Source organism: Acidobacteriota bacterium, from assembly GCA_039683095.1.
GTDB lineage: Bacteria > Acidobacteriota > Aminicenantia > Aminicenantales > Saccharicenantaceae > RBG-16-66-30.
Window position 1 is genome coordinate 256,573 of record JBDKSB010000012.1, and the last position, 22,886, is coordinate 279,458.

General features: G+C 69.7%; 15 protein-coding genes. 6 read left to right on the forward strand and 9 right to left on the reverse strand.

Annotated features, from left to right (window positions below; translation table 11 throughout):
• Positions 1-30 precede the first annotated feature (30 nt).
• Positions 31-2,055 carry a peptidase M6 gene (locus ABFD52_09105; GenBank protein ID MEN6560918.1) on the forward strand — a complete coding sequence of 675 codons (2,025 nt, stop codon included), beginning with the start codon at positions 31-33 and terminating at the stop codon, positions 2,053-2,055.
• A 12-nt stretch (positions 2,056-2,067) separates the two neighbouring features.
• On the opposite strand, the gene ABFD52_09110 is transcribed toward ABFD52_09105, so the two are convergent.
• From ABFD52_09110 to ABFD52_09120, 3 genes are all read right to left on the reverse strand, one after another.
• Positions 2,068-2,583 (reverse strand): hypothetical protein, encoded by a 516-nt coding sequence (locus tag ABFD52_09110; GenBank protein MEN6560919.1) that lies wholly within the window; start codon positions 2,581-2,583, stop codon positions 2,068-2,070.
• A gap of 65 nt (positions 2,584-2,648) precedes the next feature.
• Positions 2,649-3,032 (reverse strand): hypothetical protein, encoded by a 384-nt coding sequence (locus ABFD52_09115; protein MEN6560920.1) that lies wholly within the window; start codon positions 3,030-3,032, stop codon positions 2,649-2,651.
• A 274-nt stretch (positions 3,033-3,306) separates the two neighbouring features.
• Positions 3,307-4,020 (reverse strand): ubiquinone/menaquinone biosynthesis methyltransferase, encoded by a 714-nt coding sequence (locus ABFD52_09120; GenBank protein ID MEN6560921.1) that lies wholly within the window; start codon positions 4,018-4,020, stop codon positions 3,307-3,309.
• Between the two features lie 151 nt (positions 4,021-4,171).
• Here ABFD52_09120 and ABFD52_09125 point away from each other — a divergent pair, with 151 nt between their 5' ends.
• Positions 4,172-6,001 (forward strand): serine hydrolase, encoded by a 1,830-nt coding sequence (locus ABFD52_09125; protein ID MEN6560922.1) that lies wholly within the window; start codon positions 4,172-4,174, stop codon positions 5,999-6,001.
• A gap of 29 nt (positions 6,002-6,030) precedes the next feature.
• On the opposite strand, the gene fbp is transcribed toward ABFD52_09125, so the two are convergent.
• Positions 6,031-7,125, reverse strand: coding sequence for a fructose-1,6-bisphosphate aldolase/phosphatase (gene fbp / locus ABFD52_09130; GenBank protein ID MEN6560923.1), 1,095 nt, complete (start codon positions 7,123-7,125; stop codon positions 6,031-6,033).
• A gap of 182 nt (positions 7,126-7,307) precedes the next feature.
• Between fbp and ABFD52_09135 the strand changes: the two genes are divergently transcribed.
• Positions 7,308-9,206: a DUF4438 domain-containing protein gene (locus tag ABFD52_09135; protein MEN6560924.1), complete on the forward strand. Its 1,899-nt coding sequence runs from the start codon at positions 7,308-7,310 to the stop codon at positions 9,204-9,206.
• A gap of 42 nt (positions 9,207-9,248) precedes the next feature.
• Here the strand turns inward: ABFD52_09135 and ABFD52_09140 are convergent, their stop codons facing one another.
• The 4 genes from ABFD52_09140 to ABFD52_09155 are packed head-to-tail and all read right to left on the reverse strand — an operon-like array spanning position 9,249 to position 13,886.
• Entirely contained in the window at positions 9,249-10,454 is a 1,206-nt protein-coding gene (locus tag ABFD52_09140; GenBank protein MEN6560925.1) for an ABC transporter permease, read from the reverse strand.
• A complete protein-coding gene (locus tag ABFD52_09145; GenBank protein MEN6560926.1) occupies positions 10,454-11,164 on the reverse strand; it encodes an ABC transporter ATP-binding protein in 711 nt (236 codons plus the stop codon). The genes ABFD52_09140 and ABFD52_09145 overlap by 1 nt, the downstream gene beginning before the upstream one ends.
• 11 nt (positions 11,165-11,175) lie before the next feature.
• Positions 11,176-12,486, reverse strand: a complete 1,311-nt coding sequence (locus ABFD52_09150) for an efflux RND transporter periplasmic adaptor subunit (GenBank protein MEN6560927.1) — start codon at positions 12,484-12,486, stop codon at positions 11,176-11,178.
• Complete coding sequence (locus ABFD52_09155; GenBank protein ID MEN6560928.1) at positions 12,483-13,886, reverse strand: efflux transporter outer membrane subunit; 1,404 nt, start codon at positions 13,884-13,886, stop codon at positions 12,483-12,485. The genes ABFD52_09150 and ABFD52_09155 overlap by 4 nt, the downstream gene beginning before the upstream one ends.
• A 181-nt stretch (positions 13,887-14,067) precedes the next feature.
• On the opposite strand from ABFD52_09155, the gene ABFD52_09160 reads away from it, so the two are divergent.
• A complete protein-coding gene (locus tag ABFD52_09160; protein MEN6560929.1) occupies positions 14,068-14,493 on the forward strand; it encodes a hypothetical protein in 426 nt (141 codons plus the stop codon).
• Between the two features lie 87 nt (positions 14,494-14,580).
• Positions 14,581-16,959 (forward strand): chitobiase/beta-hexosaminidase C-terminal domain-containing protein, encoded by a 2,379-nt coding sequence (locus ABFD52_09165; protein ID MEN6560930.1) that lies wholly within the window; start codon positions 14,581-14,583, stop codon positions 16,957-16,959.
• Here the strand turns inward: ABFD52_09165 and ABFD52_09170 are convergent.
• On the reverse strand, positions 16,953-19,217 hold the full coding sequence (locus ABFD52_09170) for a GH92 family glycosyl hydrolase (protein MEN6560931.1): 2,265 nt from the start codon (positions 19,215-19,217) through the stop codon (positions 16,953-16,955). The two genes, ABFD52_09165 and ABFD52_09170, sit on opposite strands and share 7 nt — an antisense overlap.
• Positions 19,218-19,351: 134 nt before the next feature.
• Between ABFD52_09170 and ABFD52_09175 the strand changes: the two genes are divergently transcribed.
• A complete protein-coding gene (locus ABFD52_09175) occupies positions 19,352-22,762 on the forward strand; it encodes a glycoside hydrolase family 38 C-terminal domain-containing protein (GenBank protein MEN6560932.1) in 3,411 nt (1,136 codons plus the stop codon).
• Positions 22,763-22,886 lie beyond the last annotated feature (124 nt).

Consider the following 22,886-nt stretch of genomic DNA (forward strand, 5'->3'; position numbering starts at 1 on the left):
GAAACTCGGCGCCGGACGATCGGAGGGATCATGCGCACGCACGGAAAATCTCGTCTTGCGGCCGCGGCGGGCTTCTGCGTCGCCGGCCTGTCACTCCTCCTGCTGCCGGGCGCGACCGCGCCCCAGGCCGCCAAGACCGCCGGCGGCCGGCCCGGCCCCATCGACCCCCAGCGGGTCCAGGACCAGGACACGATGACCTGGGCCGATTATCGTCCGATCCCCGGCCGCGACTGGGCCGACCCGTCCCTCAGGCCCGCCCGTGGCTTCAAGCTGGCCGTCGTCGGCATCGATTTCCCGGGCCAGCCCTTCGTCATGACCCTGCCCAAGGGCTCGGATCCCTTCGGCAACCCCCAGATCGACCCCGTCCCTCGCGACCGGGTCCCGCAGTTCTTCGCCGATTTCTGGATGAAGCCGAGCGGATACAATCACGGCCAGACCATCAACGGCTACTGGATGGAGCAGTCGCGCGGCCGCTTCGGCATCACCGAGGTCGCGGTCTACGGGCCGTACCTCATGCCCAGCCCCATCTGGCACTACGGCCTCAATGAGTACGGCCAGAACGACCAGACGCCTGACGGCAGCCGGGCCAACGGCTGGATGGAGAAGGACTGCGACGCGCTCTGGACGGCCGCCGTCGGCAAGGACATGCGCAAGGACTTCGACGCCGTCCTCCGCCTCTACGCCAGCTACGACGAGACGGGCGTCTGGCAGGAATTCGGAGAGATGAAGTTCGCCTCGAAAGACGACATCCCGGCCGCCTGGGGCAATCCGAACCCGGCCAGGCCCCGCTGGGTCCCGACCCGCTACGTCCCGTGGACTAGCTGGCTGGCCGGCTCCCAGCAGTGGGGCCTGTCCTCCATGCGCCAGGGCGAGAACTCGGGCACTATCACCCACGAGCTGGGGCACTTCGCCTTCGATCTTCCCGACCTCAACAACAATCCCTACGTCAAGCCCTACCGCCGGGTCGCCGCCGGGCCCTGGGACATGATGGACCGCGGCTGCTTCAACGGGCCGGGCGGCCCGCACAAGCGCTGGGTGGTGCCTCCGGCGCAGGGAGCCTTCATGCCGGCCGGCCTGATGGTCCGCAACCGCCTCGAGAACAAGTTCATCGACCAGGCCTCGCTCCTGACGCTCGGCCGGGACGTCCTGGCCCGGGCGGGCCTGGCCGTGGCCGAGGTCACGGCCCGGGCCGTCGATCCCCTGCCCGGGACCTACACAGGCCTCGTCGTCAAGTTCGACGGGGCCCGGCCCGGTGACCTGACGCCGCCCGACGACCCGGCCCTGGATCCCCTCTCCCCGGGGAAGCCTAACTACGCCTACTACACGGTCGAGGTCGTCCAGCGCGTCGGCTACGATTCCTTCACGCCCGACAACGGCGTCCTCATCGCCAAGAACAAGGCCACCCTGCGCGGCATGAACGGCGGCCCCAACGCCTTCAACAGCTACATCTGGGTCATCGACGCCCACCCCGAAGACATCGGCATGGTCGACTACGTCAAGCCCGGCGGCGAGAAGGTGATGCGGACGATCGCCGATTTCCGCCAGCTCAACGACGCCCTCTTCCACGCCGGCCTCGACTCCGGCAGCCAGTGCGAGTGGGTCGACGAGCCCAACCGCCTTCACTTCTATGTCGTCGACCTGCGGCGCGACGCGGACGGCATCCTCGTCTACAAGCTGGCCGTCCGCTCGCTCGACGGCTCCGGGCCGCAGGCGCGCGGCGCTTCCCTCGAGCCGGCGGCGGGCCGTCTGAAGGCAAAAGAGGATGCGACCCCCGTGACGTTCAAGCTGGCCAATACGGGCGCTCCCTCGTCCGCGGGAGCCGGCCAGGCCTTCGATGCCGACGTCTACCGGCTCGCCGTCTCCGTCGAAGGCGCGGGCTGGAGCGCGCGGCTGCTCAATGCCCTGGCCGCGGTGAGGGCCGGCGCCTCGCAGGATGTGACCGTTTACGTCTCCGGCGAAGCGGGCGCCTCGAAGACGGCGACGGTCAGCCTGCGGGCCGTATCTGAAAGCGACCCGTCGCGGGCCGCGACGGCCGCCGTGCAGATCTCGCGCTGAAGTTCCCGGCCCTCAGCGGCCGGACCGCGCCGCGAGCACGGCGCGGCAGGCGTCGACGATCCCGCCGCAACCCACCCGGGCCTCGAGTCCGGGAAGGCGGCGGGCCGTATCCATCGGGATCTTCTCGAGGGCCGCGGCGCCCAGCCGAGGCTCGACGGAAAGCGCCAGGGCGGCCACGCCCGGGGCTTCCTTGGACCCGGCACAGGCGATGGCGATCCGCAGCTCGGCCAGGTCCTCGGGCGTCGCGCCGCTGACGAAGCCGCTCCAGTTGATGACCCGGGCGCTGTTGTCGGCGGCGTAGCGGATGGCCCGGGCCGCCCGTCCGGGCCGAAGCGCCTCTTTCTCGTTCCGGCCGATCCCCCGGGCGCCGATCTTGAGCAGCATCAGCGACACGTCCCAGTTGATCCCGGCGACGCCGACGCCGTTATTGCCGCGGGCGCCGATGATGCCCAAGGCCAAGACGCGGCCGGACCGGGTTTGGGCGGACAGGGCCAGGGCCAGGAGGAGGACCGGGGCGGTCTTTTTCATGATGACCATTCTACGTCCCGGGAGCCTCGGATGTTAAGGCGGCGCGGGCGGCCGCACCGGCGGGCTCAACGCCGGTAGCTGATGGCGATGCCGACGATCTGCCGCTCGTAGACGGCCCGCGGGCCGTGCCAGTAGCTGAAGACGACGCCTTCACGGAAGAAGCGGTCGGCCACGATGACCAGGGCGTCCGCGCCCATCGCGGCCGCCTTTTCGCGGAGGATGCCCTCGACATAGAAGCGGTCCATGCGCCAGGTCGGCCGGATCCAGACCTCGCCCAGCTGGATATGATCGCGCCGCGGCTCGCGCCGGAGCAGATCGACCCGGGCCGGGTCGGTCGGCTGGAAGCGGGGCCGGTCGGGATAGAGCCGGTAGCCGTAGGGGCGGTAGCAGGAGATCGTCCCGGTCGCGAGCAGGGCCAGGACCAGGACCGAGATCTTTTTCGCGTTCATCGCTCTTCTCCTTTCCTTTCCGCGCGCTTAAAGTGCGAGAAGCGTGCCAAGGGGGCGGCGGGCGCCGAGATCCATCCTGTATTCGATTTGCTATCTTTATGATATAGGCTGCGCCGAAGCTCCGGATCCGATCTCCCCAATGGGCCCCAGGACAGGCCGGCGACGGGGGGAATGTCCCATCCGGAGGACAGCGCCGTGCCGCATTGACGCGCCTCTCCGCCGCCGGTTCTCGAAGGGAACCCGCCGCGGGCAACCGGGTTGGCGACAGGCCCGCTCAGGCCTTTTTCGAAACGTGGACCGCCGCGGCGCCGAACATGAGGCGCTCGAAAGAAACATCGTAGAATCCCGCTGCGCGAAGGATGTCCGCAAGCTCCCCGGCCCCGTAGAAGCCGCGGATCGACGAGGCCAGATAAGCGTAGCCGGCCTGGGCCCCGGACATCCGCAGGCCGACGCGCCGGACGACGAGCCCGACGTACCCGCGGAAGAGGGCCCGGATGACCCGGACCGCCGGCTGGCTCGTCTCCAGGTTGACGAACCGGCCGCCCGGCCTGAGCACGCGCCGGAACTCGCGGAACGTCGATTCCAGGATCTCCCGCGACAGGTTGATGTTCCTCGTCGCGAACGAGATCGTGACCAGGTCGAACGCCGCGTCGGGGAACGGCAGCCGCTTGACGTCGGCCAGGACGAAGCCGGCCCGCTCCAGCCCCGGCTTGGCCCGGGCCCGGGCCAGCATCGGCAGGGAGAAGTCGACGGCCACGAGCTCCGTCCCCTCCGGCGCCCGGCGGGCCAGGTCCTGGGCCATCTCCCCCGTTCCCGAGCAGACATCGAGCCAGCGCGTCCCGCCGCCGCCGGCCGCCAGCCGGGCCGCCCGGCTCCGCCAGCCGCGGTCCAGGCCGAGCGTCAGGACGCGGTTCACCCGCTCGTAGCTCCCGGCGATCTCGCCGAAGATCTCCCGGAGCGGCCGGCCCGAGGGCGTGGGCTTGTCCATCGGGCCCGGATGTTACGTTTTTCCGGGCCTTTTGGCAACCCCTCCCCGGCCGGCGCGGCCGGCCCGCATCGCCTTGACAGGGGCTCCCGGATGCGCCTACTATCGCCTCGACGCGAAACGACGCCGCCGCCCGCGGCAAGGAGGTTCCGACATGCATTCCCGCAAGACATCCGCCCGGTCCTTCCGATCCCTGGCCCCCGCCCTGGCCGCCCTGTTGGCGTTGACCGCCCTGCCGCGGCTCGGGGCCCAGACGCCCGACCAGGACGCGGCCAAGAAGCTCCGCGGCGTCGACGCCTACATGGCCAAGGTCCTCAAGGACTGGAACGCGCCGGGCGTCGGCGTCGGCGTCGTAGCCGGCGACAAGCTCGTCTTCGCCAAGGGCTACGGCTACCGCGACTACGGGAAGAAGCTGCCTTTCACGCCCGCGACCCTGTGCCAGATCGCCTCCAACACCAAGCTGTTCACGGCCGTCGCTTCGGGCCTGCTCGTCGACGAAGGCAGGCTGACCTGGGACAAGCCGGTCAAGGGATCGGTCCCCTCCATCCGCTTCTACGACAACGAGCTCGACAACACGGTCACGCTCCGCGACATGCTGGCCCACCGAACCGGCGTCACCCGCCACGACACGATCTGGTACCAGTCCGACGACAGCCGCAAGCAGCTCTTCGACAAGCTCCGTTACCTCGAGCCGCAGGAGCCGCTGCGCCAGACCTTCCTCTACAACAACCTCATGTACGCCGCCGCCGGCTACATCATCGAGCTCCAGTCGGGGAAGCCGTGGGAGGAGTTCGTCCGCGAGCGCATCCTCAGGCCGCTGGACATGGCCGCGACGGTCTATTCCATCGCCGACATGACCAAGGCGCCCGAATACGGGGTGCCCTTCACCGAGAAGCGCGACTCCTTCGAGCTCTACCAGATCCCCTACTACGAGGACATCGGCGGCGTCGCCCCCTGCGGCGCGATCATCTCCAACGTCCAGGACCTCTCGCACTGGCTCATCGCCCTGATGAACGACGGCCGGTACGCCGGCAAACAGGTCCTGCCCCCGGACGTGCTCAAGGCGACCCTGGAGCCGGCCATCGCCCTGCCTAACACGGCGGCCGAGGCGCGGGGCTTCTGGGAGGCCCTCAACGCCGCCTACGGCATGGGCCGCGAGACCGTGTCCTACCGCGGCCGCCTCCTGACCTTCCACGGCGGCGACCTGCCCGGCTTCCATTCCCAGATCTCGTTCATGCCCCGCGAGAAGCTGGGCGTCATCGTCCTGGTCATCGGCGACCACTGCGCCAGCCTCTACAACACCGTGAGCTACAACGTCTACGAGCGGCTGCTGGGCCTGGACCAGACGCCGTGGAGCGAGCGCCTGCTCGACAGCCGGCTCAAGAGCAAGAAGGCCGGAACCGAGGCCCGGGCCAATGCCGGAGCGGACCGCGTGCCGAACACCCGGCCGTCCCACGCCCTGGCCGACTACGCCGGCGAATTCGAGCACCCGGCCTACGGCGTCCTCGAGGTCGGAATGAAGGACGGCGCCCTGGCCATGGACTTCCACAAGATCCGGCTGCCGCTTAGCCATTTCCACTACGACCGCTTCGTCACGCCCGACGACGAGACCTACGGCCGGACGTCCATCAACTTCCAGACCAATCCCCAGGGCGACGTCGACAAGGCCGTTATCTCGCTCGACGAGGCCGAGGTCGTCTTCACCCGCAAGCCCGCGACCCCGGCCCCCGAGCTCCTGGCCAAGCTGGCCGGAGCCTACGAGCTGCCGACCGGGGTGAAGCTCCAGGTCGTCGCCGGGGAGAACGGAACCCTCGTCCTGAACGTTCCGGGCCAGACGCCCGAGCCGCTCATCCCCTACAAGGGTCTGCAGTTCCGGATCAAGCTCTTCGCCGACGTCGTTTTCGAGTTCGTGGTCGAGGACGGCGTGGTCAAGGCGCTCAAGCAGAGGGACCCGTCCGGGGAGTACGTCTTCCCGCGGAAGTAGCGGCCGGCCGCGGGGCCTGCCGGGACCGGCTAGAGCGGCTGCCAGCGGCCCTTGAGCTTGTCCATCGTCTGTGGCAGGGTCGTGTATTCCATCTCCTCGAGCGGCAGCCGGTGCGGCTCGAACGGCCCGTGCCGGCGGAGATGATCGGCCAGCAGGTTGGCCTCGCGGCGCGCCTCGTCCCAGGACGGATCGTCGAACATGTCGCGCGGGCCGACCAGCCGGGCGTCCGAGACCTGGAAGCCCAGGCAGATGACCCGAGGCGGGCCGTCGAAACGGGCCGGAGTCGCCTGCTTCTGGGCGACGGCCATGAGGGGGCCGTAATGCGAGCCCCTCATCCAGCCCTCGATGATCCAGGGATAGCGGAAAGGCTCCAGGACCTCGCCGACGGCCGGGAAGTAGTGCTGGGAGCGGACGATCATCACCGGGTCGTCCTTGCCGACGTACTTGCCGGCGATGAGCGACAGCCGCTCGGTCGAGGAGACCGCGGCGATCGTCCCGTCGTGGCGGGAAAAGACGTGCTTGATCGTGAACCTGCTCGGCGTGCCGATGAACATCAGGAGGTCGTAGATCTCCTCGGGCGTGTCGAAGAAGATCTTCCGGTGCTCGCGGATGTCATGGATCTCGAAGCGGAAGCCGGCATGTAGCGGCGGCGCGATGACCAGGCCGGCCGTGTTGAAGGGATCGACGAAGATCTTGTAGAGCGGCAGGTTCCAGGACCCCGCGGACGTCTTGTCGGCCATGAAGATGAGGACCGGCTCCGACGTCCTCTCCTCGAACTCCATCTCCGCGACCCCCGGCCCCTGGCCCTTGACGTTGCCCGAGAAGGCGTCGGCCAGGAGGTCCTGGCCCGCGCCGTAGAGCTTGAGCTTCCGGGCCACCTCGGTCCCCGTCATGAAGGTGTCCCAGGCCAGATGGTGGATGGGTTCGGAATCCACGCCCCTGGTGTGGGTCATGATCAGCTGCAGGTCGTCGCCGCACGAGGTCACGAAGAAATCGAGGATCTGGCCCTGGGACCGGGCCGTTTCGAGGCTGCGGCGGGCCGATTCCTCGAGGGCCGGGTGCATGGCCGAATGGCCGACCCAGCCGCCGATGTCCGCCTTGATGACGCTGAGAGTGACCTTCATGGTTCCTCCTTTGAAAGAAAGAGTGGTCCCCCTGTCCTTTTCCGGGGCTTTTGCTGCGGTCTAACTATACGGCCGGTCTTTTTGTCCTGTCAATGGGCCCGCCTCGGGCCGCCGGTCGCGGAACGGGCGCGGAATCGGCTATAATGCCGCCCATGGCTCGAAGAAATTGCTCGGGAGGCATCATGAGAACGAAGCGGACGCTCGGCATCGCCGCATTCCTCGTCGGCATCATCGCGGCCGCGGCCCTGGCCGCGGGCCCGGACCCGGCGGCCCGGACGGTCGCCACGAACCGGGACAGGGTCCTGGCCGTGGCCGTCCAGGGCCAGGTCGCGCCGGCCCAGCCCTCGCGCGGGTATTTGGCGACCTGGGACGGCAAGCCCAAGATGGCCGTCGGCACGGGCGGCATCAACTACAACCTGCGGCTCGGCGACCGCGTCTTCGGCTGGGCCGGAGGCGACCGGGCGACCGTGGGCGTCGCGGCCGAAAGCGTCGGCGAGAACCGTTCGGGCTCGGACGCCTGGCTGTCCCACGCCGGCATCGGCAACGAGGTCCGCGTCGTCGGCGGGGAGGCCCGCGGCGGCAAGGGCGTCGTCGTCGGCAAGTTCGGGAGCTACGTCCTGACCCAATTCCCCGAGGACGTCCTGGACCGCCTGGCTGTCGGCGATCGCCTCCAGGTCAAGGCCGACTCGATGGGCCTGGAGATCGAGGGCTTCAAGGACGTCTTCATCCACGGCCTGTCGCCCGATCTGCTGGACAAGCTTGGCCTGCGCATCGTCGGCGACAGGATCGAGGCCCCGGTCGTCAAGAAGATCCCGGCCGAGATCGTCGGCCAGGGCTCGGGCTCCCTGGCCCTGTCCGGCAACTGGCACATCCAGACCTGCTTCCCGCCAGACATCAGGAAGTACGGCCTCGACGAGCTGCGCTTCGGCGACTTGGTCCTTCTCGAGGACACCCAGTCGGACTACGGCCGGGGTTACTACAAGGGCGGCGCCACGGTCGGCGTCGTCTGCGCCGGGCCCAGCGACCAGTCGGGGCTGGGGATAGGCGTGACGGCCATCCTGTCCAGCCGGTTCGGCAAGCTCGCCGGCCGGCTCGACCCGGAGGCCAACATCGGGAAGTTCCTCGGCCTGCCGCTCTCGAACGGCGGGTCGGCCGCGCCGCCGGCCCCAGCCCCGGCCAGGGCCGCGGCCCGCAAGCCGGTCACGAGCCTGAGGATCAACAAGGACAGCCTGATCGTCACCGCGGTAGAAGGCGTGGTCCAGCCCGCCTCGTCGCGCGACTACACCGTGACCTACGACGGCCAGCCGTCGCTCCTCATCGGCATGGCTTCGATCAACTACCGGGTCTCCATCGGCGACTCGGTCTATGGCTGGGCCCAGGGCGACCACGTCGAGCCCGACGTCACGATCCAGGGCCGGGACCGGCCGTCGCCGAGCGAGTGCGCCCTGGCCCTGCTGGCCTGCATCGGCAACGAGGCCGAGGTCCTGAGCGGCGAGGCGCGCGGCGCGAAGGGGATCTACATCGGCCGTCACGCCGGCGCCGACGACAAGGTCTGGTTCCCCAGGGAAGCCGTCGAGAAGCTGGCCCTGAACGACCGCGTCCGGGTCAAGGCCAAGGGCGTCGGCCTCAGGATCGAGGGCTTCGAGGACGTCAAGGTCAACAAGCTCTGCCCCGAGGTTTTCGAGAAGCTCGGCCTGACCGTCGAGAACGGCGAGATCGTCGTGCCCGTGGTCATGGAGGTGCCCGGATACATCATGGGCTCCGGGTTCGGCGCCCAGCCGGTCGAGATGGTCGATTACGACATCCAGACGACCTGCCCGGAGGTCGTCGAGCAGTTCGGCCTGAAGAAGCTCCGGATCGGGGACGTCGTGGCCATCCGGGACCACTCGGACGTCTACTCACCCGGCCGGTACGCGGGCGCGGTGACCATCGGCACGATCATCCACGGCTTCAGCGCCATGGCCGGGCACGGCCCCGGCGTCAACCCCATCCTCAGCGCGATGCCCGGCCGGATCAGGGTCAAGATCGATCCGAACGCCAACCTGGCCTATTGCCTCGGGATCAAGCCCCGGCCGAACTGACGCGGCCGGCGGCGGCGCCGCGGGCCGGAGGCCGGCCGGGCCTCACTCGTGGCGCAGGGCGACGATGGGATTGAGCTTGGCCGCGCGCCGGGCCGGCATGAACCCGAAGAGGATCCCGATCGCGGCCGAGAAGAAGAACGACAGGATGTTGATGCCGGGGTTGAAGACGTAGGGCACGTCCATGGCATGGGCCAGGATCATGGATGTGCCGGTCGCCCCGGCGATCCCGACCAGCCCGCCGACGCAGGCCAGGGTGATGGCCTCGACCATGAACTGGAGCAGGACCTCGTTCTCCAGGGCCCCGACGGCCAGGCGGATGCCGATCTCGCGGGTCCGCTCGGTGACCGAGACCAGCATGATGTTCATGATGCCGATGCCGCCGACGAGCAGGCTGACCGCCGCCACGGCGCCGAGGAGCCCGGTCAGCGTCTTGGTCGTGCCTGACAGGGTCTGGGCGATCTCCTTGGTGTCCATGACCTCGAAGTCGTCCTCCTCGCCGGCCGTGATCCGGCGCCGCTCCCGCAGCAGGAGCTTGAGCTGATTGACGACGTCGTCGGACAGGACGCCGTCCTTGACCGAGAGCATCATCATGTTGATCTTCTGGTTGCCGGCGATCCGCCGCTGGACCGTGCGCAGCGGCATGACGATCATGTCGTCCTGGTCGCGGCCCATGCCGCCCTGGCCCTTGCTCTTCAGCACGCCGATGACCTCGGCGCCGAAGCCCTTGACCCGCAGCGAGGCGCCGACCGGGTCCTTGCCGGCGAAGAGCTCCTTGCGGATGGTCTCGCCGATGACGCAGACGGCCTTGCCGCTCTGGATCTCGGCCTCGCTGAACGGCCGGCCGGCGGCGAACGTCCAGTTCGAGGCCGTGAAATAGTCGTTGGTCGTGCCTGTGGCCGACGTGGACCAGTTGTTGGCGCCGTAGACGACGGTGGCGCTGCTCTCGACCATGGGCGCCACGGCCTTGAGCGAGCTGATCTGCTCCCGGATGGCCTCGACGTCGCGGTTCTCGAACGGCTGGGCCGTCGCGCTCGAGCCGGGGCGGAACTCCATCCGGGGCATGACCATGAGCAGGTTGCTGCCCAGGCTGGCGATCTGGTTGGAGATGGCCTTGGTCGCGCCATTGCCCAGCGTGACCATGGTGATGACCGCGGCGACGCCGATGACGATGCCGAGCATCGTCAGGAAGGACCGCATGACGTTGCGCTTGATCGACTGGAGGGCCAGCAGGATGGATTTTAGAAGCATCAGAGGGCCCTCCCGTTGGTATCGTCGCGTTCGACGACCCCGTCGACGAAGCGGATGACGCGGTGCGCGTAGCGGGCCATGTCATGGTCGTGCGTGACCATCAGGATGGTCAGGCCGCGGTCCTTGTTGAGCGACACCAGCAGGTCCATGATCTCGCGGCCGCGCTTGGAATCGAGATTGCCGGTGGGCTCGTCGGCCAGCAGGATCTCCGGGTCCGTCACCAGGGCCCGGGCGATGGCCACGCGCTGCTGCTGACCGCCCGAGAGCTCCGCCGGCGTGTGCTTTTCCCAGCCCGTCAGGCCGACCTGGGCCAGGGCGGCCGAGGCGGCCCGATGACGCTCGGCCTTGGGCACGCCCCGGTAGAGCAGGGGCAGCTCGACGTTCTCGATGGCCGACGTCCGCGCCAGGAGGTTGAACCCCTGAAAGACGAAGCCCAGGAAATAGCGCCGGAGCAGCGTCCGCTGGCGGCCTGTCATCCGTTCGACATGGACGCCGCGGAAGAGGTAGGCCCCGCCGGTCGGCGTGTCGAGGCAGCCCAGGATGTTCATGACCGTCGACTTGCCCGAGCCGCTCGGTCCCATGATGGCCACGAAGTCGCCCTCTTCGACCCGCAGGTCGACCCCGTTGAGGGCCATGATCTGGGCCGCGCCCTCGCCGTAGGACTTGGTCAGTCCCGCGAGCTCGATCAGCGGCGTGCCGTTGTTCGCCATCGGGGGCCCCGTTACTTCACGGCCACGGCCGTTTCGGTGATGACCTTGGCGCCCGGCTCTATGCCGCCCGAGGTGATCTCGGTCAGGCGGCCGTTGGAGGCGCCGACCGTGACGCGGACCGCTTCCGGCCGGCCGTCCTTGAGGGCCCAGAGCGTCTGCTCCTTGTCCGTCGAGGTGACCGCGCCGGCGACCTTCTGCTGGCGGTCCCGGTCGGGAGGGCCCGGCATCAGGCTGCCGACCAGGCCGCCGTTCTTGCGGGCCGGCGCCCCGGCGGCGGCCGCCGGCGGGGACCAGCGGAAGGCCGCGGCCGGCGCCAGGACGACGTTCTCACGGTTGAGGGTGACGATCTCGGCATTGGCGGTCATGCCGGGACGGAGGCTCAGGTCGTCGTTGCTGAAGGTCAGGACGGCCTCGTAGGAGACGATGCCCGACGTCGTCGTCGAGCCCAGGCGGACCCGCTGGACGACCGCCTGGTAGGTCCGATTCGGGTAGGTGTCTACCTTGAAGGTCGCGGTCTGGCCGGCCCGGACGTCGCCCACGTCGGCTTCGTCGACATCGACCTCGAGCTTCATCTGGGCCAGGTTCTCGGCGATGGTGAATAGCTCCGGGGCCGAGAACGAGGCCTGGACCGTCTGGCCGGGCTCGACCTTGCGCTCCAGGACGACGCCGTCCACGGGCGAGGTGATGGTCGCCTTCTTGACGTTCGTCTGGTTGTAGTTCAGCGTGGCCCGGGCGTTCTCGACGTTGGCCCGGGCGCTGGCCTCGTCGGCCACGGCCCGCTGGTAGCTCGCCTCGGCCGAGTCCATCTCCGTCTTGGCCGGCACCTTGCCGCCGGACAGGGTCTGGACATCCTTCATCCGGTCGAGGGTGGCCTTGGCCTCGGCCACGGTCGCCCGGGTCTGGGTCAGCGTCGCCTCGGCCGAGGTCAGGCTGGCCTTCGACCGGGCCACTTCGTCGTTGAGCTTCGACAGGTCGATCTGGGCCAGGACCTGGCCCTTGGTGACCTTGTCGTTGTCGTCGACGTTGACCTCGATGATCTGCCCGGAGACCTCGCTGCCGACCGTGATCTCCTTGGTCGGGGCCAGGTTGCCCGTCGCCTGGACCGTGACCGTCAGGTTGCCCCGGACGACGTCGGCGGTGACGTATTCGACCTTGGCGCCGCTGCGGCGAAGCCAGCCGGCGACCAGCACGGCCAGCGCCAGGATAACGATCACGGCCGCGGGGATAAGCCAGCGTTTCAGCCGGCGGACGCGGCCGGACTGTTCGTCCGTCCCCAGGACCTTGGCCATCAATTCGTCGGAATTCGTCTTGGCATTGCTCATCGGGTCTTTCCTTCGTCGGATGTCCAGCCGCCGCCGAACGCCTTGTAGAGCTGAACGAGCGACGTCGTGATGTCGGCCTCGCAGGTCTTCAGGCTGTCGGAGGCGGATATCAGGTTCTGCAGCGTGCTGACGACGCTGGTATAGTCGACGAGGCCGGCCTGGTAGCGCTGCCGCGCGTAGAGAGCCGCGCTGCGGGCGGCCTCGTCGGCCGTCTTCAGGTGCCCGTACCGCTCGCGGTTGCGGGCCAGGGAAACGAGGGCGTTCTCCACGTCCTCGAGGGCGGTGAGCACGGTCGACTCGTAGCTGGCCAGGGCCTGCTCCTGGACCGCACTCTGGACCTTGATCTGCTGGCGGATGCGGCCGCCGGCGAAGATCGTCTGGGCGACCGAGGCGGCCAGCGAGCGGATCAGGGGGGCGCCGCCGGTCAGGGCGGCCAGGGTCACGCCTTCGATCCCCAGCGAGCCGCTGAGGCTGAAGCTGGGGAACTGCGCCGCCACGGCCGCGCCGAGCCGGGCCGTCTGGGCGGCCAGCGTGCGCTCGGCGGCCCGGACATCGGGCCGCTGCCGCAGGACGTCGGCCGGGATGCCGACGATGACGGCCTCGGGGAGGGCCGGAACGGGGGCCGGGGCGGCCAGGCGCTCGTCGGCCGCGCCGGGCGGCCGGCCGAGCAGGACGGCGATCCGGTTCCGGGCTTCGGCCAGGCTCGTCTCGAGCGACGGGATCTGGGCCCGCGTCTGGGCTTCCGACGACTTGGCCTGCTCGTAATCCTGCTCGCTGACGAGTCCGGCCTGGTAGCGCCAGCCGGCGATCTCGCGGGTTTCCGCCTGGAGGGCCAGATTCTCCGTGGCGTTCGCGATCCGGGACTGCAGCGATCTGACCTGGATATAATTGGTCGCCACCTCGGCGGCCAGCGAGACCTGGGTATCGTGCAGGTTGGCGGAGGCGGCCTGGAGCTCGGCGGTCGAGGCCTGGAGGGAGCGCCGCGTCGCGCCGAAGACGTCCGGCTCCCAGCTGGCGTCGAAGCCGGCCTGGTACATCGTGTTCGCCCCCGCGTCCCCCGTCCTGGAGGTCGTCGCGCTTCCCCGGCCGCTGACCGTCGGGTAGAGGGCGGCCGCGGCCACCTTGCGCTGGGCCCGCGATTCGCGCAGCCGGGCCCGGGCCAGATCCATGGTCGGGCTGTTCTTGACGGCCTCGTCGACAAGCCCGGTCAGGACCGGATCGTCGAGCGTCGTCCACCAGGCCGCCAGCTCGCCGGCGTGCGCCCCCTCGGGCAGGGCGGCGTGCCAGGCCGCCGGGACGTTCATCTGTTCGGGCGTCCGGGCCCGGTACTTCGGCCCGACGGCGCACGAGGCCAGCGCCAGCCCGGACAAGAGGATGATCAGCCAAGCATTTTTCTTCATGACCGTGCTCTTAATCGGAACTTATGACGTGGCCACAGAGGTTTTCTTCCTGCTCGCAAGTCGATAATATACAATGCTTTAAATATTATTTCAAGTGGAATGATCCGGCCCGCCGGCGTGTCTAATACGCTAGGCGGCGGTTCGTTCCGCGGCCCGATCTCATGCTTAAAAAGGAGTTCTGATGTCCCCCAAACCGGCACTCATCATCCTGGCCATCGGCTGCCTTGCGCTCGGGGCCGCGGCCCAGTCGAAGCCCGCGAACGTCGGCGGATCCTGGGAGATGGCCATGGTCGGCGGCCCGGAAGGGCCGGGCGGCGAGCCTCCCGGCGGCGGCGACCGTCCCGCGATGATCATCACCTTCGTCCAGAACGGCGAGGCCCTCGAGGTCTCGATGCAGGGAGGCCCCGGCCCCGAAGGCGGCGAGGTCAAGGGCACAGGCAAGATCGTCGGCAACGACATCGAGTTCACCTTCACCATGACCGGCGGCCCCATGGGCGACATGGCCATCGTCCACAAGGGCAAGGTCGACGGCGACACGATGAAGGGCACCATCGCCATGGGCGACATGGGCGAGATGGAGTGGACGGCCAAGAGGGTCAAAAAGTAGATCGTTTTCTCGCGTTGACAGGCCTCCGGACGGGACGTTATGATGGTGCCGAACCATTCTAGCGATCCTTGATCGTCCGGGGGTCTCATGAAGAACGGAATCCGGGCTGTCGCGGCCGCCGCCCTCGCCCTGGTCCTTATCGCCGCGGCCTGCACCGTCAAGAAGGAAGAGCCCGAGCCGACCACGGTCGCGGCGCCGGCGTTCAGTCCCCAGGCCGCGACCTACTCGGCGGAGATCGATGTCGCGATCTCGACGGCCACGTCGGGCGCGACCATCCGCTACACGACCGACGGCTCGACGCCGGCCGAGACGAACGGCACGGTCTACACGGCCCCCGTTCACATCGCCGCTTCGCTGACGCTCAAGGCCGTCGCTTACCGCTCGGGCTGGACGACCTCGCAGCTGACCTCGGGGGATTACACGATCGCCCCCCTGGTCTCGACGCCGGCCTTCAACCCGGCGCCGGGCGAATACCTGGCCGCCCAGGACGTCACGATCACGACGGCGACGGTCGGCGCCTCCATCCGCTACACGACCGACGGCTCGACGCCGACCGAGACGAACGGCGCCCCGTACGCGGGCCCGGTGGCGGTCTCCCACAGCCTGACCCTCAAGGCCGTCGCCTATCAGTCCGGCTGGACGACCTCTCCGGTCAGGTCCGGCGAGTACCTGATCGGCCCGCCGGCCGAGGCCCCGGTCTTCAGCCCGCCGGCCGGGGAATACGCCGACGCCCAGGACGTCACGATCACGACAGCGAGCTCGGGCGCGTCCATCCGCTACACGACCGACGGCTCGACGCCGACCGAAGCGTCCGGCACGCTGTACACGGGCCCTGTGCCTGTCGCCGCATCGCTGACGCTCAAGGCCGTCGCCTTCGGGACGGGCTACCGGGCCTCGGCGGTCACGTCCGGGGCCTACGTGATCGGCTTCAACGTCGTCGCCCCGGCCTTCAGCCCGGCCCCCGGCACCTATCAGGAAGCCCAGGACGTCGCCATCTCGACCACGACGGCCAACGCGGCGATCCGCTATACGACCGACGGCTCGACGCCGACCGAAGCCGCCGGCGCCCTGTACACGGCCCCCGTGCGCCTGTCCGCGTCGGCGACCCTCAGGGCCGTCGCCTACCGGACCGGCTGGGCGACCTCGCCGGTCACGTCCGGCGACTACGTGATCGGCGAGACCGTCGCGGCGCCCCAGTTCGGCGTCACGCCCGGCTACTACGCGACGGCCAGGGACGTCGCCATCACGACGACGACCGCGGGCGCCTCCATCCGCTACACGACGGACGGCTCGACGCCTACGGAAGCAGCCGGGACCCTCTATACGGCGCCGGTCCACGTCGCCCGGACGCTGACGCTCAAGGCCGTGGCCTACCGCTCCGGCTGGACGACCTCCTCCGTGGCCACGGGCGAATACAAGCGGGCCGGCATCGCGGCCGGCCGGTTCCACACCATGCTGGCCAAGAGCGACGGGACCTGCTGGACATGGGGCGGGAACTACGAGGGACAGATCGGCGACGGGACGACCACGCCCCGGCCCGCGCCGGCCCGGGTCGAGGGCCTCTCGAACATCGTCGCCGTGGCCGCCGGGTTCTATCACTCGGTCGCGTTGACCAGCGACGGCGCGGTCTGGGCCTGGGGGCGGAACCAGTACGGCCAGATCGGCGACAATTCGACGACCGAACGGCTGTCGCCGGTCGAGATCACGGCCATCACCGGCGTCACGGCCGCCGCCGGCGGCGAGAACAGCACCTACGCGCTGAAGAGCGACGGCACGGTCTGGGCCTGGGGCGGCAACGGCGACGGCCAGCTCGGCGACGGCACGACCAACAACCGCTATCTGCCGGTCCGGGTCCAGGGATTGACGTCGGTGACGGCCATCGCGGCCGGGAACATCTTCGGCCTGGCCCTCAAGTCCGACGGCACGGTCTGGGCCTGGGGCAACAACCTCTACGGCCAGCTCGGCGACGGCACGACCAACCCGCGCCTCGTCCCCGTGCAGGTGCCGGGCCTCGCGGGCGTGACGGCCATCGCCGCGAGCGGCTATCACGCCGCCGCGGTCAAGGGCGACGGGACCGTCTGGTGCTGGGGCTCGGGTTCCTATGGCGAGCTCGGGAACGGCGCCCAGCCGATGTCCCAGACGACGCCGGTCCTGGCGACGGGGCTGACGACCGGCGCGGCGGCCGGGGCGGGCGTCGGTCACACCGCCGTCATCCTCGCCGACCGGACCCTCCGCGCCTTCGGCTGGAACCTCTACGGGCAGCTGGGCGACGGAACGAACTCCAACTCCTCGACCGCGGTCGCCGTTCCGGGCGTCTCCGCCGTCGTCGCCGCGGATGGCGGCGTCGACGACACGATCGCGATCCTGGGCGACGGGTCGGTCTGGGCCTGGGGCCACAACGCCGATTATCAGCTGGGCGACGGCACGACCACGGACCGCTGGACGCCGGTCCGGATCATTCAGTAGCCGTTCGGCGGGGCGGAGCCTTCGGCCGCGCCCCAGCTCTTGTTCGGACGGTCGCCCATCTCGATCTCGACCGTCCCGCCGCCGGCCACGACGTCATGGCCGAGCCAGGCCTTGTCCCATGGCCGGCCGTTGATCCTGACCGACCGGATGTACTTGTTCTCGCGGCCGGCCCGGGGCGCCGAAAGGACGAACGTCCGGCCGTTCTCGAGACGGATGGCCACCCTGGTGAACACCGGGCTCCCGAACGCGTAAACCGGCAGCCCGGCCGTGGCCGGATAGAAGCCCATCGCCGAGAACACGACGAAGGCCGACATGCCGCCGCCGTCCTCGTCGCCGGGAACGCCCATGAGGTCGTTGCGGAACCAGGCCTCGAGCAGCATGCGGACTCGCTTCTGCGCCTTCCAGGGCTCGCCGGCGTAATCGTAGAGATAGGGGATGTGGAAGCTCGGCTCGTTGCCCATCACGAACATGCCGACGTTGCCGGTCGAGTCGGGGAACTGGCTCATGAACTCCCAGCGCGGCCGGTCATAGCCTTCCGCGAACATCCGGTCGAGCTTGTCGACGAAGGCCCGGCGGCCGCCCAGGAGGGCGACGAGGTCGGCGACGTTGTGGGGCACGTCCCAGAGGTAGGTCCAGGCGTTGTTCTCGTCGTAATAGTCGCGCCCGCCCTGGCCGCCCGAGGACTTGTAGTCGAAGGGCAGGATCCAGTCGCCGCGGGCGTCCTTCGGATGGAAGAAGCCCGTGTCCGCCTTCCAGAGGTTCCGGTAATCGAGGGACCGGCCCCGGAAATAGGCGGCCTCCTCGCGGCGGCCGAGCTCGGCCGCGATCTGCGACAGGCACCAGGCGTCGTAGGAGGCCGCCAGGGTCACGGCCACGGCCTGCCGCTTCTCGCCCCGGCTGACCTCCCGGACCGTCTCGGCCTCGCCCGGCCTGAGGGCGGGGAAATAGCCCTTGTCCCGCAGGAAGCGGTCGAGCTCGGTGGCCGGGCCGCGGTACCAGGGGATCAGGCTCTCTTCCCGGAGGGTCTTGACGGCGAAGTCGAAGGCCTTGGCCAGGTCGAAGCCGCGGACGCCCTTGCGCCAGGCATCGAGGAAGAGGGCCACGGCGTGCTGGCCGTTCATGCAGTGGTCGTCGCCGAAGACCGTCGGGAAGGTCGGCAGCCAGCCCGACTGCCCGGCCATGCGGATATAAGACGCGAGCTTTTCCCCCTCGGCCGCCGGATGGAGCAGGGTCATCAGCGGGTGCAGGGCCCGGTAGGTGTCCCAGGTCCAGTCGTCGGTCCAGAAGGGCACGCCCTGGTCCTCGTGGACCCGGCCGTCCCAGGCGCTGAAATAGCGGCCGTCCTCCGAGATCGGGACCATGCGCTCGTGCGAGCGGTAGAGCGCCGTGTAGAAGACCGTCTTCTCGTCCTCCGTCCCGCCCTCCACCGCGATCCGGCCGAGGACCTCGTTCCAGGCCGCCCGGGCCCGGTCCGCCAGCCGGTCGAGGTCGAAGTCCCGGATCTCGGCGCGCAGGTTCTTCGCGGCCTGTTCGGCGCTGATAAAAGAGATGCCGTAGCGCAGGCGCACGGTCTTCGTCGACGGGGCGAACTCGGCCACGACCGGCTTGCCGGAGCCCGCGGTCGCGGCGCGGCCGAAGCCGACCGTGTCCCCCGCCGCGAAGGCGCCGACCCTCGCCGGAGGCGTGTCGAACTCGAGGTGGACATAGACCTTGAAGCCCTTGATGTCCTCGAAGCCGCTGATCGTCGACCCTTCGATCGCAAGCGAGCCCGTCCCGTTCGGCCGGAGCATGATGAAGCGCGGCTGGCCGGCCCCGCCCTCGAAGGTCACCGCGAAAACGGCGGCCTTGCCGGCCGGCGCCATCTCCACCGCGGCCTCGGGATCGTCGAGGAAGACGGAATAGCGATAGGGCCGGGCCTTCGCCTGGTCGTAGCGGGAGCTCCAGCCGGGACGGAGCTCCGAGGCCGGGCCGCTCGCGGGCATCATCCGGAAGGCCGGGGCCCAGCGGTGCGACGGGACGGCCAGGCCGAAGCCGTCGATGCGGTCGGCCGTGAAGCTCTCGTTAGGCGCGGTCACCCGAAGCATGCCGTTCGGGAGGTGGATCGTCGGGAAGGTCGGCACCAGCATGTGGCTGATCGTCCCGATGGCCGTATTGACGTAGTCGACGGGTTCCTTGACCGGCGCGACCGCCGCTCCCCGGCCCGGGGCCGTCGGCGCGAGGGTCAGCGCGGCCGCGGCGAAGATGATCTCCCGTTTCATGTCGGACCTCCTGTCCCCTCTCTATACACCTCCGGACCGGCGATCTCAATGCCGGCGCGGGTTCCTTTTTGACCCGGGTTGGATTATCCTAGACTGCTGATGTCCCGCCGTCGGGACAGGAATGCGAGGTCAATATGCTCAGCTCGTTCCGCCGATCCCTTCACGCCGCCTCCGTCGCCCTGGCCGTCCTGGCCGCCCTCTCCGCTCCGGCCGCCGGCCAGTCCGCGAGATCCGATCAGCCGGCAAAGCTCGATCCAAAGACGCCGACGCTCTACGTCGTCGGCTACGCCCACCTGGACACCCAATGGCGCTGGGACTACCCGACGACCATCCGCGAGTACCTGCCCAAGACCATGCGGACCAACTTCGATCTCTTCGAGAAGTACCCGCACTACGTCTTCAATTTCAGCGGCGCCAACCGCTACCGGATGATGAAGGAGTACTACCCGGAGGCGTTCGAGAAGGTCCGCAAGTACGTCGCCGCCGGCCGCTGGCATCCGGCCGGCTCCTCGATGGAAGAGAACGACGTCAACTCGCCCTCGGCCGAATCGACCATCCGCCAGATCCTCTACGGCACGCAGTGGTTCCGGGCCGAGTTCGGCAAGACCAGCGCCGAATACATGCTGCCCGACTGCTTCGGCTTCCCGGCCTCGCTGCCCAGCATCCTGGCCCACTGCGGCATCCTCGGCTTCTCGACCCAGAAGCTGTCCTGGGGCTCGTTCGCCCCGGTCGGCGGCCCGGATTCGCCCGAAAAGACGCCGGCCGGCATTCCCTTCAACGTCGGCGTCTGGGAGGGCCTGGACGGCCGGAGCGTCGTCGCCGCCCTCAACGCCGGCGATTACACGGGATCGGTGACCTATGACCTGACCAAGACCCCGCCTCCGCCGGCCCCGGCCAAGGACGGCCGCCAGCCGGGCCGGGCCCTGGCCGACTGGCCCGCCCGGATCGCCCTTGACGGAGCCGCCTCCGGGCTCTTCGCCGATTACCTCTACTACGGCACCGGCGACACCGGCGGCTCGCCCAACGAGCGCTCGGTCAAGCTCATGGAGGCTATCGTCACCCGGGGCGAGGCCGTCCTCGAGCCCGGCGCCGCCGCGGCCAAGGTGGGCGACGGCCCGGTCCGCGTCCTCTCGGCCGCCTCCGACCAGCTTTTCCGCGACATCGGCCCCGACGTTAAGTCGAGGCTCCCCCGCTACAAGGGCGACCTGGAGCTGACCAACCACTCGGCCGGCTCCATCACCTCCCAGGCCTACATGAAGCGCTGGAACCGCCGCAACGAGGTCCTGGCCGACGACGCCGAGCGGGCCTCGGTCGCCGCCGAATGGCTCGGCGGCCGCGCCTATCCGCGGCGCCGGCTCAACGACGCCTGGACGCTGGTCATGGGCGGCCAGTTCCACGACATCATCCCCGGGACAAGCATCCCCAAGGCTTACGAATATTCCTGGAACGACGAAGTCCTGGCCCTCAACCAGTTCGGCGGCGTGCTCACGAGCGCCGTCGGATCGGTCGCCGCGGCCCTCGACACGCGGGTCCGGGGCGCGGCCGTCGTCGTCACCAACGGCCTGTCCGTCCCGCGCGAGGACATCGTCGAGGCGGCCGTGGAGTTCCCGGGCGGGACGCCCAAGGCCGTGCGCGTCTTCGGGCCCGACGGCCGGGAGACGCCGGCTCAGCTCGAGAACGGCCGGGCCGTCTTCGCGGCCAAGTCGCCGTCGGTCGGGTTCGCCGTTTACGACGTCCGGCCGGCCGAGACGCCGGCGGCCTCGGCCCTCAAGGTCTCGCCCTCGTCCCTCGAGAACGCCCGCTACCGCGTCGCCCTGAACGCCGCCGGCGACGTCTCGTCCATCTTCGACAAGTCCGTCGGCCGGGAGCTCCTGGCCGCGCCGGCGCGCCTGGAGATCAAGACCGACCGGCCGGCCCAGTGGCCGGCCTGGAACATGGACTGGGCCGACCAGAGCCGCGCGCCCCGGGCCTACGTCGGCGGCCCGGCCAAGGTCCGGGTCGTCGAGAACGGGCCGGCCCGCGTGGCCGTCGAGGTCCGCCGCGAGGCCGAGGGCTCGGTCTTCGTCCAGACCGTGCGCCTGGCGGCCGGCGGCGCGGCCGACCGGGTCGAGTTCGCCACGGTCGTGGACTGGAAGACCCCGGCCGCGCACCTCAAGGCCGTCTTCCCGCTCGCCGCGAAGAACAAGGTCGCGACCTACAACTGGGACATCGGCACGATCGAGCGGCCGACGAACAGCGAGAAGCAGTTCGAGATGCCCTCGCACCAGTGGGTCGACCTGACCGACGCCTCGGGCGCGTTCGGGGCCGCCATCCTGACCGGGGCCAAGTTCGGCTCGGACAAGCCGGACGACCACACCCTGCGCCTGACCCTGATCCGCACGCCGGGCATCGAAGGCAACCGCGGCTACACCGACCAGACCTCGCAGGACTGGGGCCGGCACGAGTTCGTCTACGGGATCGCCGGCCACGCCGGCGACTTCCGCAAGGGCGGCGCCGACTGGCAGGCACTGCGGCTCGACCAGCCGCAGGCCGCGTTCCTGGCCCCGGCCCACGCCGGGGCGCTGGGCAGGTCGCTGTCCCTGATGTCGATCTCGAACGGCCGCGTCCGGGCTTTGGCCCTGAAGAAGGCCGAGCGGAGCGACGAAGTCGTCGTCCGCCTGGTCGAGATGAGCGGCCGGCCGGCCAAGGGCGTCAAGGTTTCGTTCGCGGCTCCACTGCTGGCCGCCCGGGAGGTCAACGGCGTCGAGGACGAGGCCGGCCCGGCCAAGCTCGCCGGCGGCGCGCTCGTCGCCGACTTCGGGCCTTTCGCTGTCCGCTCCTTCGCCGTCAAGCTGGGGCCGGCCCCGGCGCGCCTGGCCGCGCCGAAGTTCGAGACCGTTCCCCTCGACCATGACGTCTACGCCTCGACCCGTGACGGCGAGATCCCGGTCGGCGGCTTCGACGGCGAGGGCCGGTCGCTTCCGGCCGAGATGCTGCCGGCCCGGATCAGCTGCGGCGGCGTCGAGTTCGCGCTCGGGCCTTCCGGCCGGCGCAACGCCATGACGGCCCGCGGCCAAGTCCTGACCCTCCCGGCCGGGACGAAGGGCCGGATCTACATCCTGGCCGCCTCGGCGGCCGGCGACCAGAAGGCCGTGTTCAGGATCGGCGGCGAGCCGGTCGAGCTCACGATCCAGGATTGGGGCGGCTACATCGGCCAATGGGACAACCGCGTCTGGACCACCCGGCAGGAGATCGCCCCGGCCAGGCCCGGCGCGCCGGCGGGCGCGCCGCGCTTGCGGACGATCGAGGAGTACGCGGCCCTCGTCCCCGGCTTCGTCAAGCCGGCGCCGGTGGCCTGGTTCGCCTCGCACCGGCACCTTCAGGACGGCACGAACGACCCCTACGCCTACGCCTACCTGTTCGCCTACGCCATCGACGCGCCGGGCGGGGCGGCGACGCTGACGCTGCCGAGCGACGAGCGGATCCGGGTCCTGGCCGTCACAGTCTCGGATGAAGGCCCGATGGTCCGTCCGGCGGCGCCGCTCTTTGACACGCTCGAGCGCTGACCGCCGACTCGGCTCTGCGACACGACGGACCACCCCCAAGGACCTCATCGCCGACCTGGCCCGCGCCCTGGCCCGGGCATAAAGACGGGGTCCAGCCAAAAAGCGCGCGGGTGTAGGTTTGACC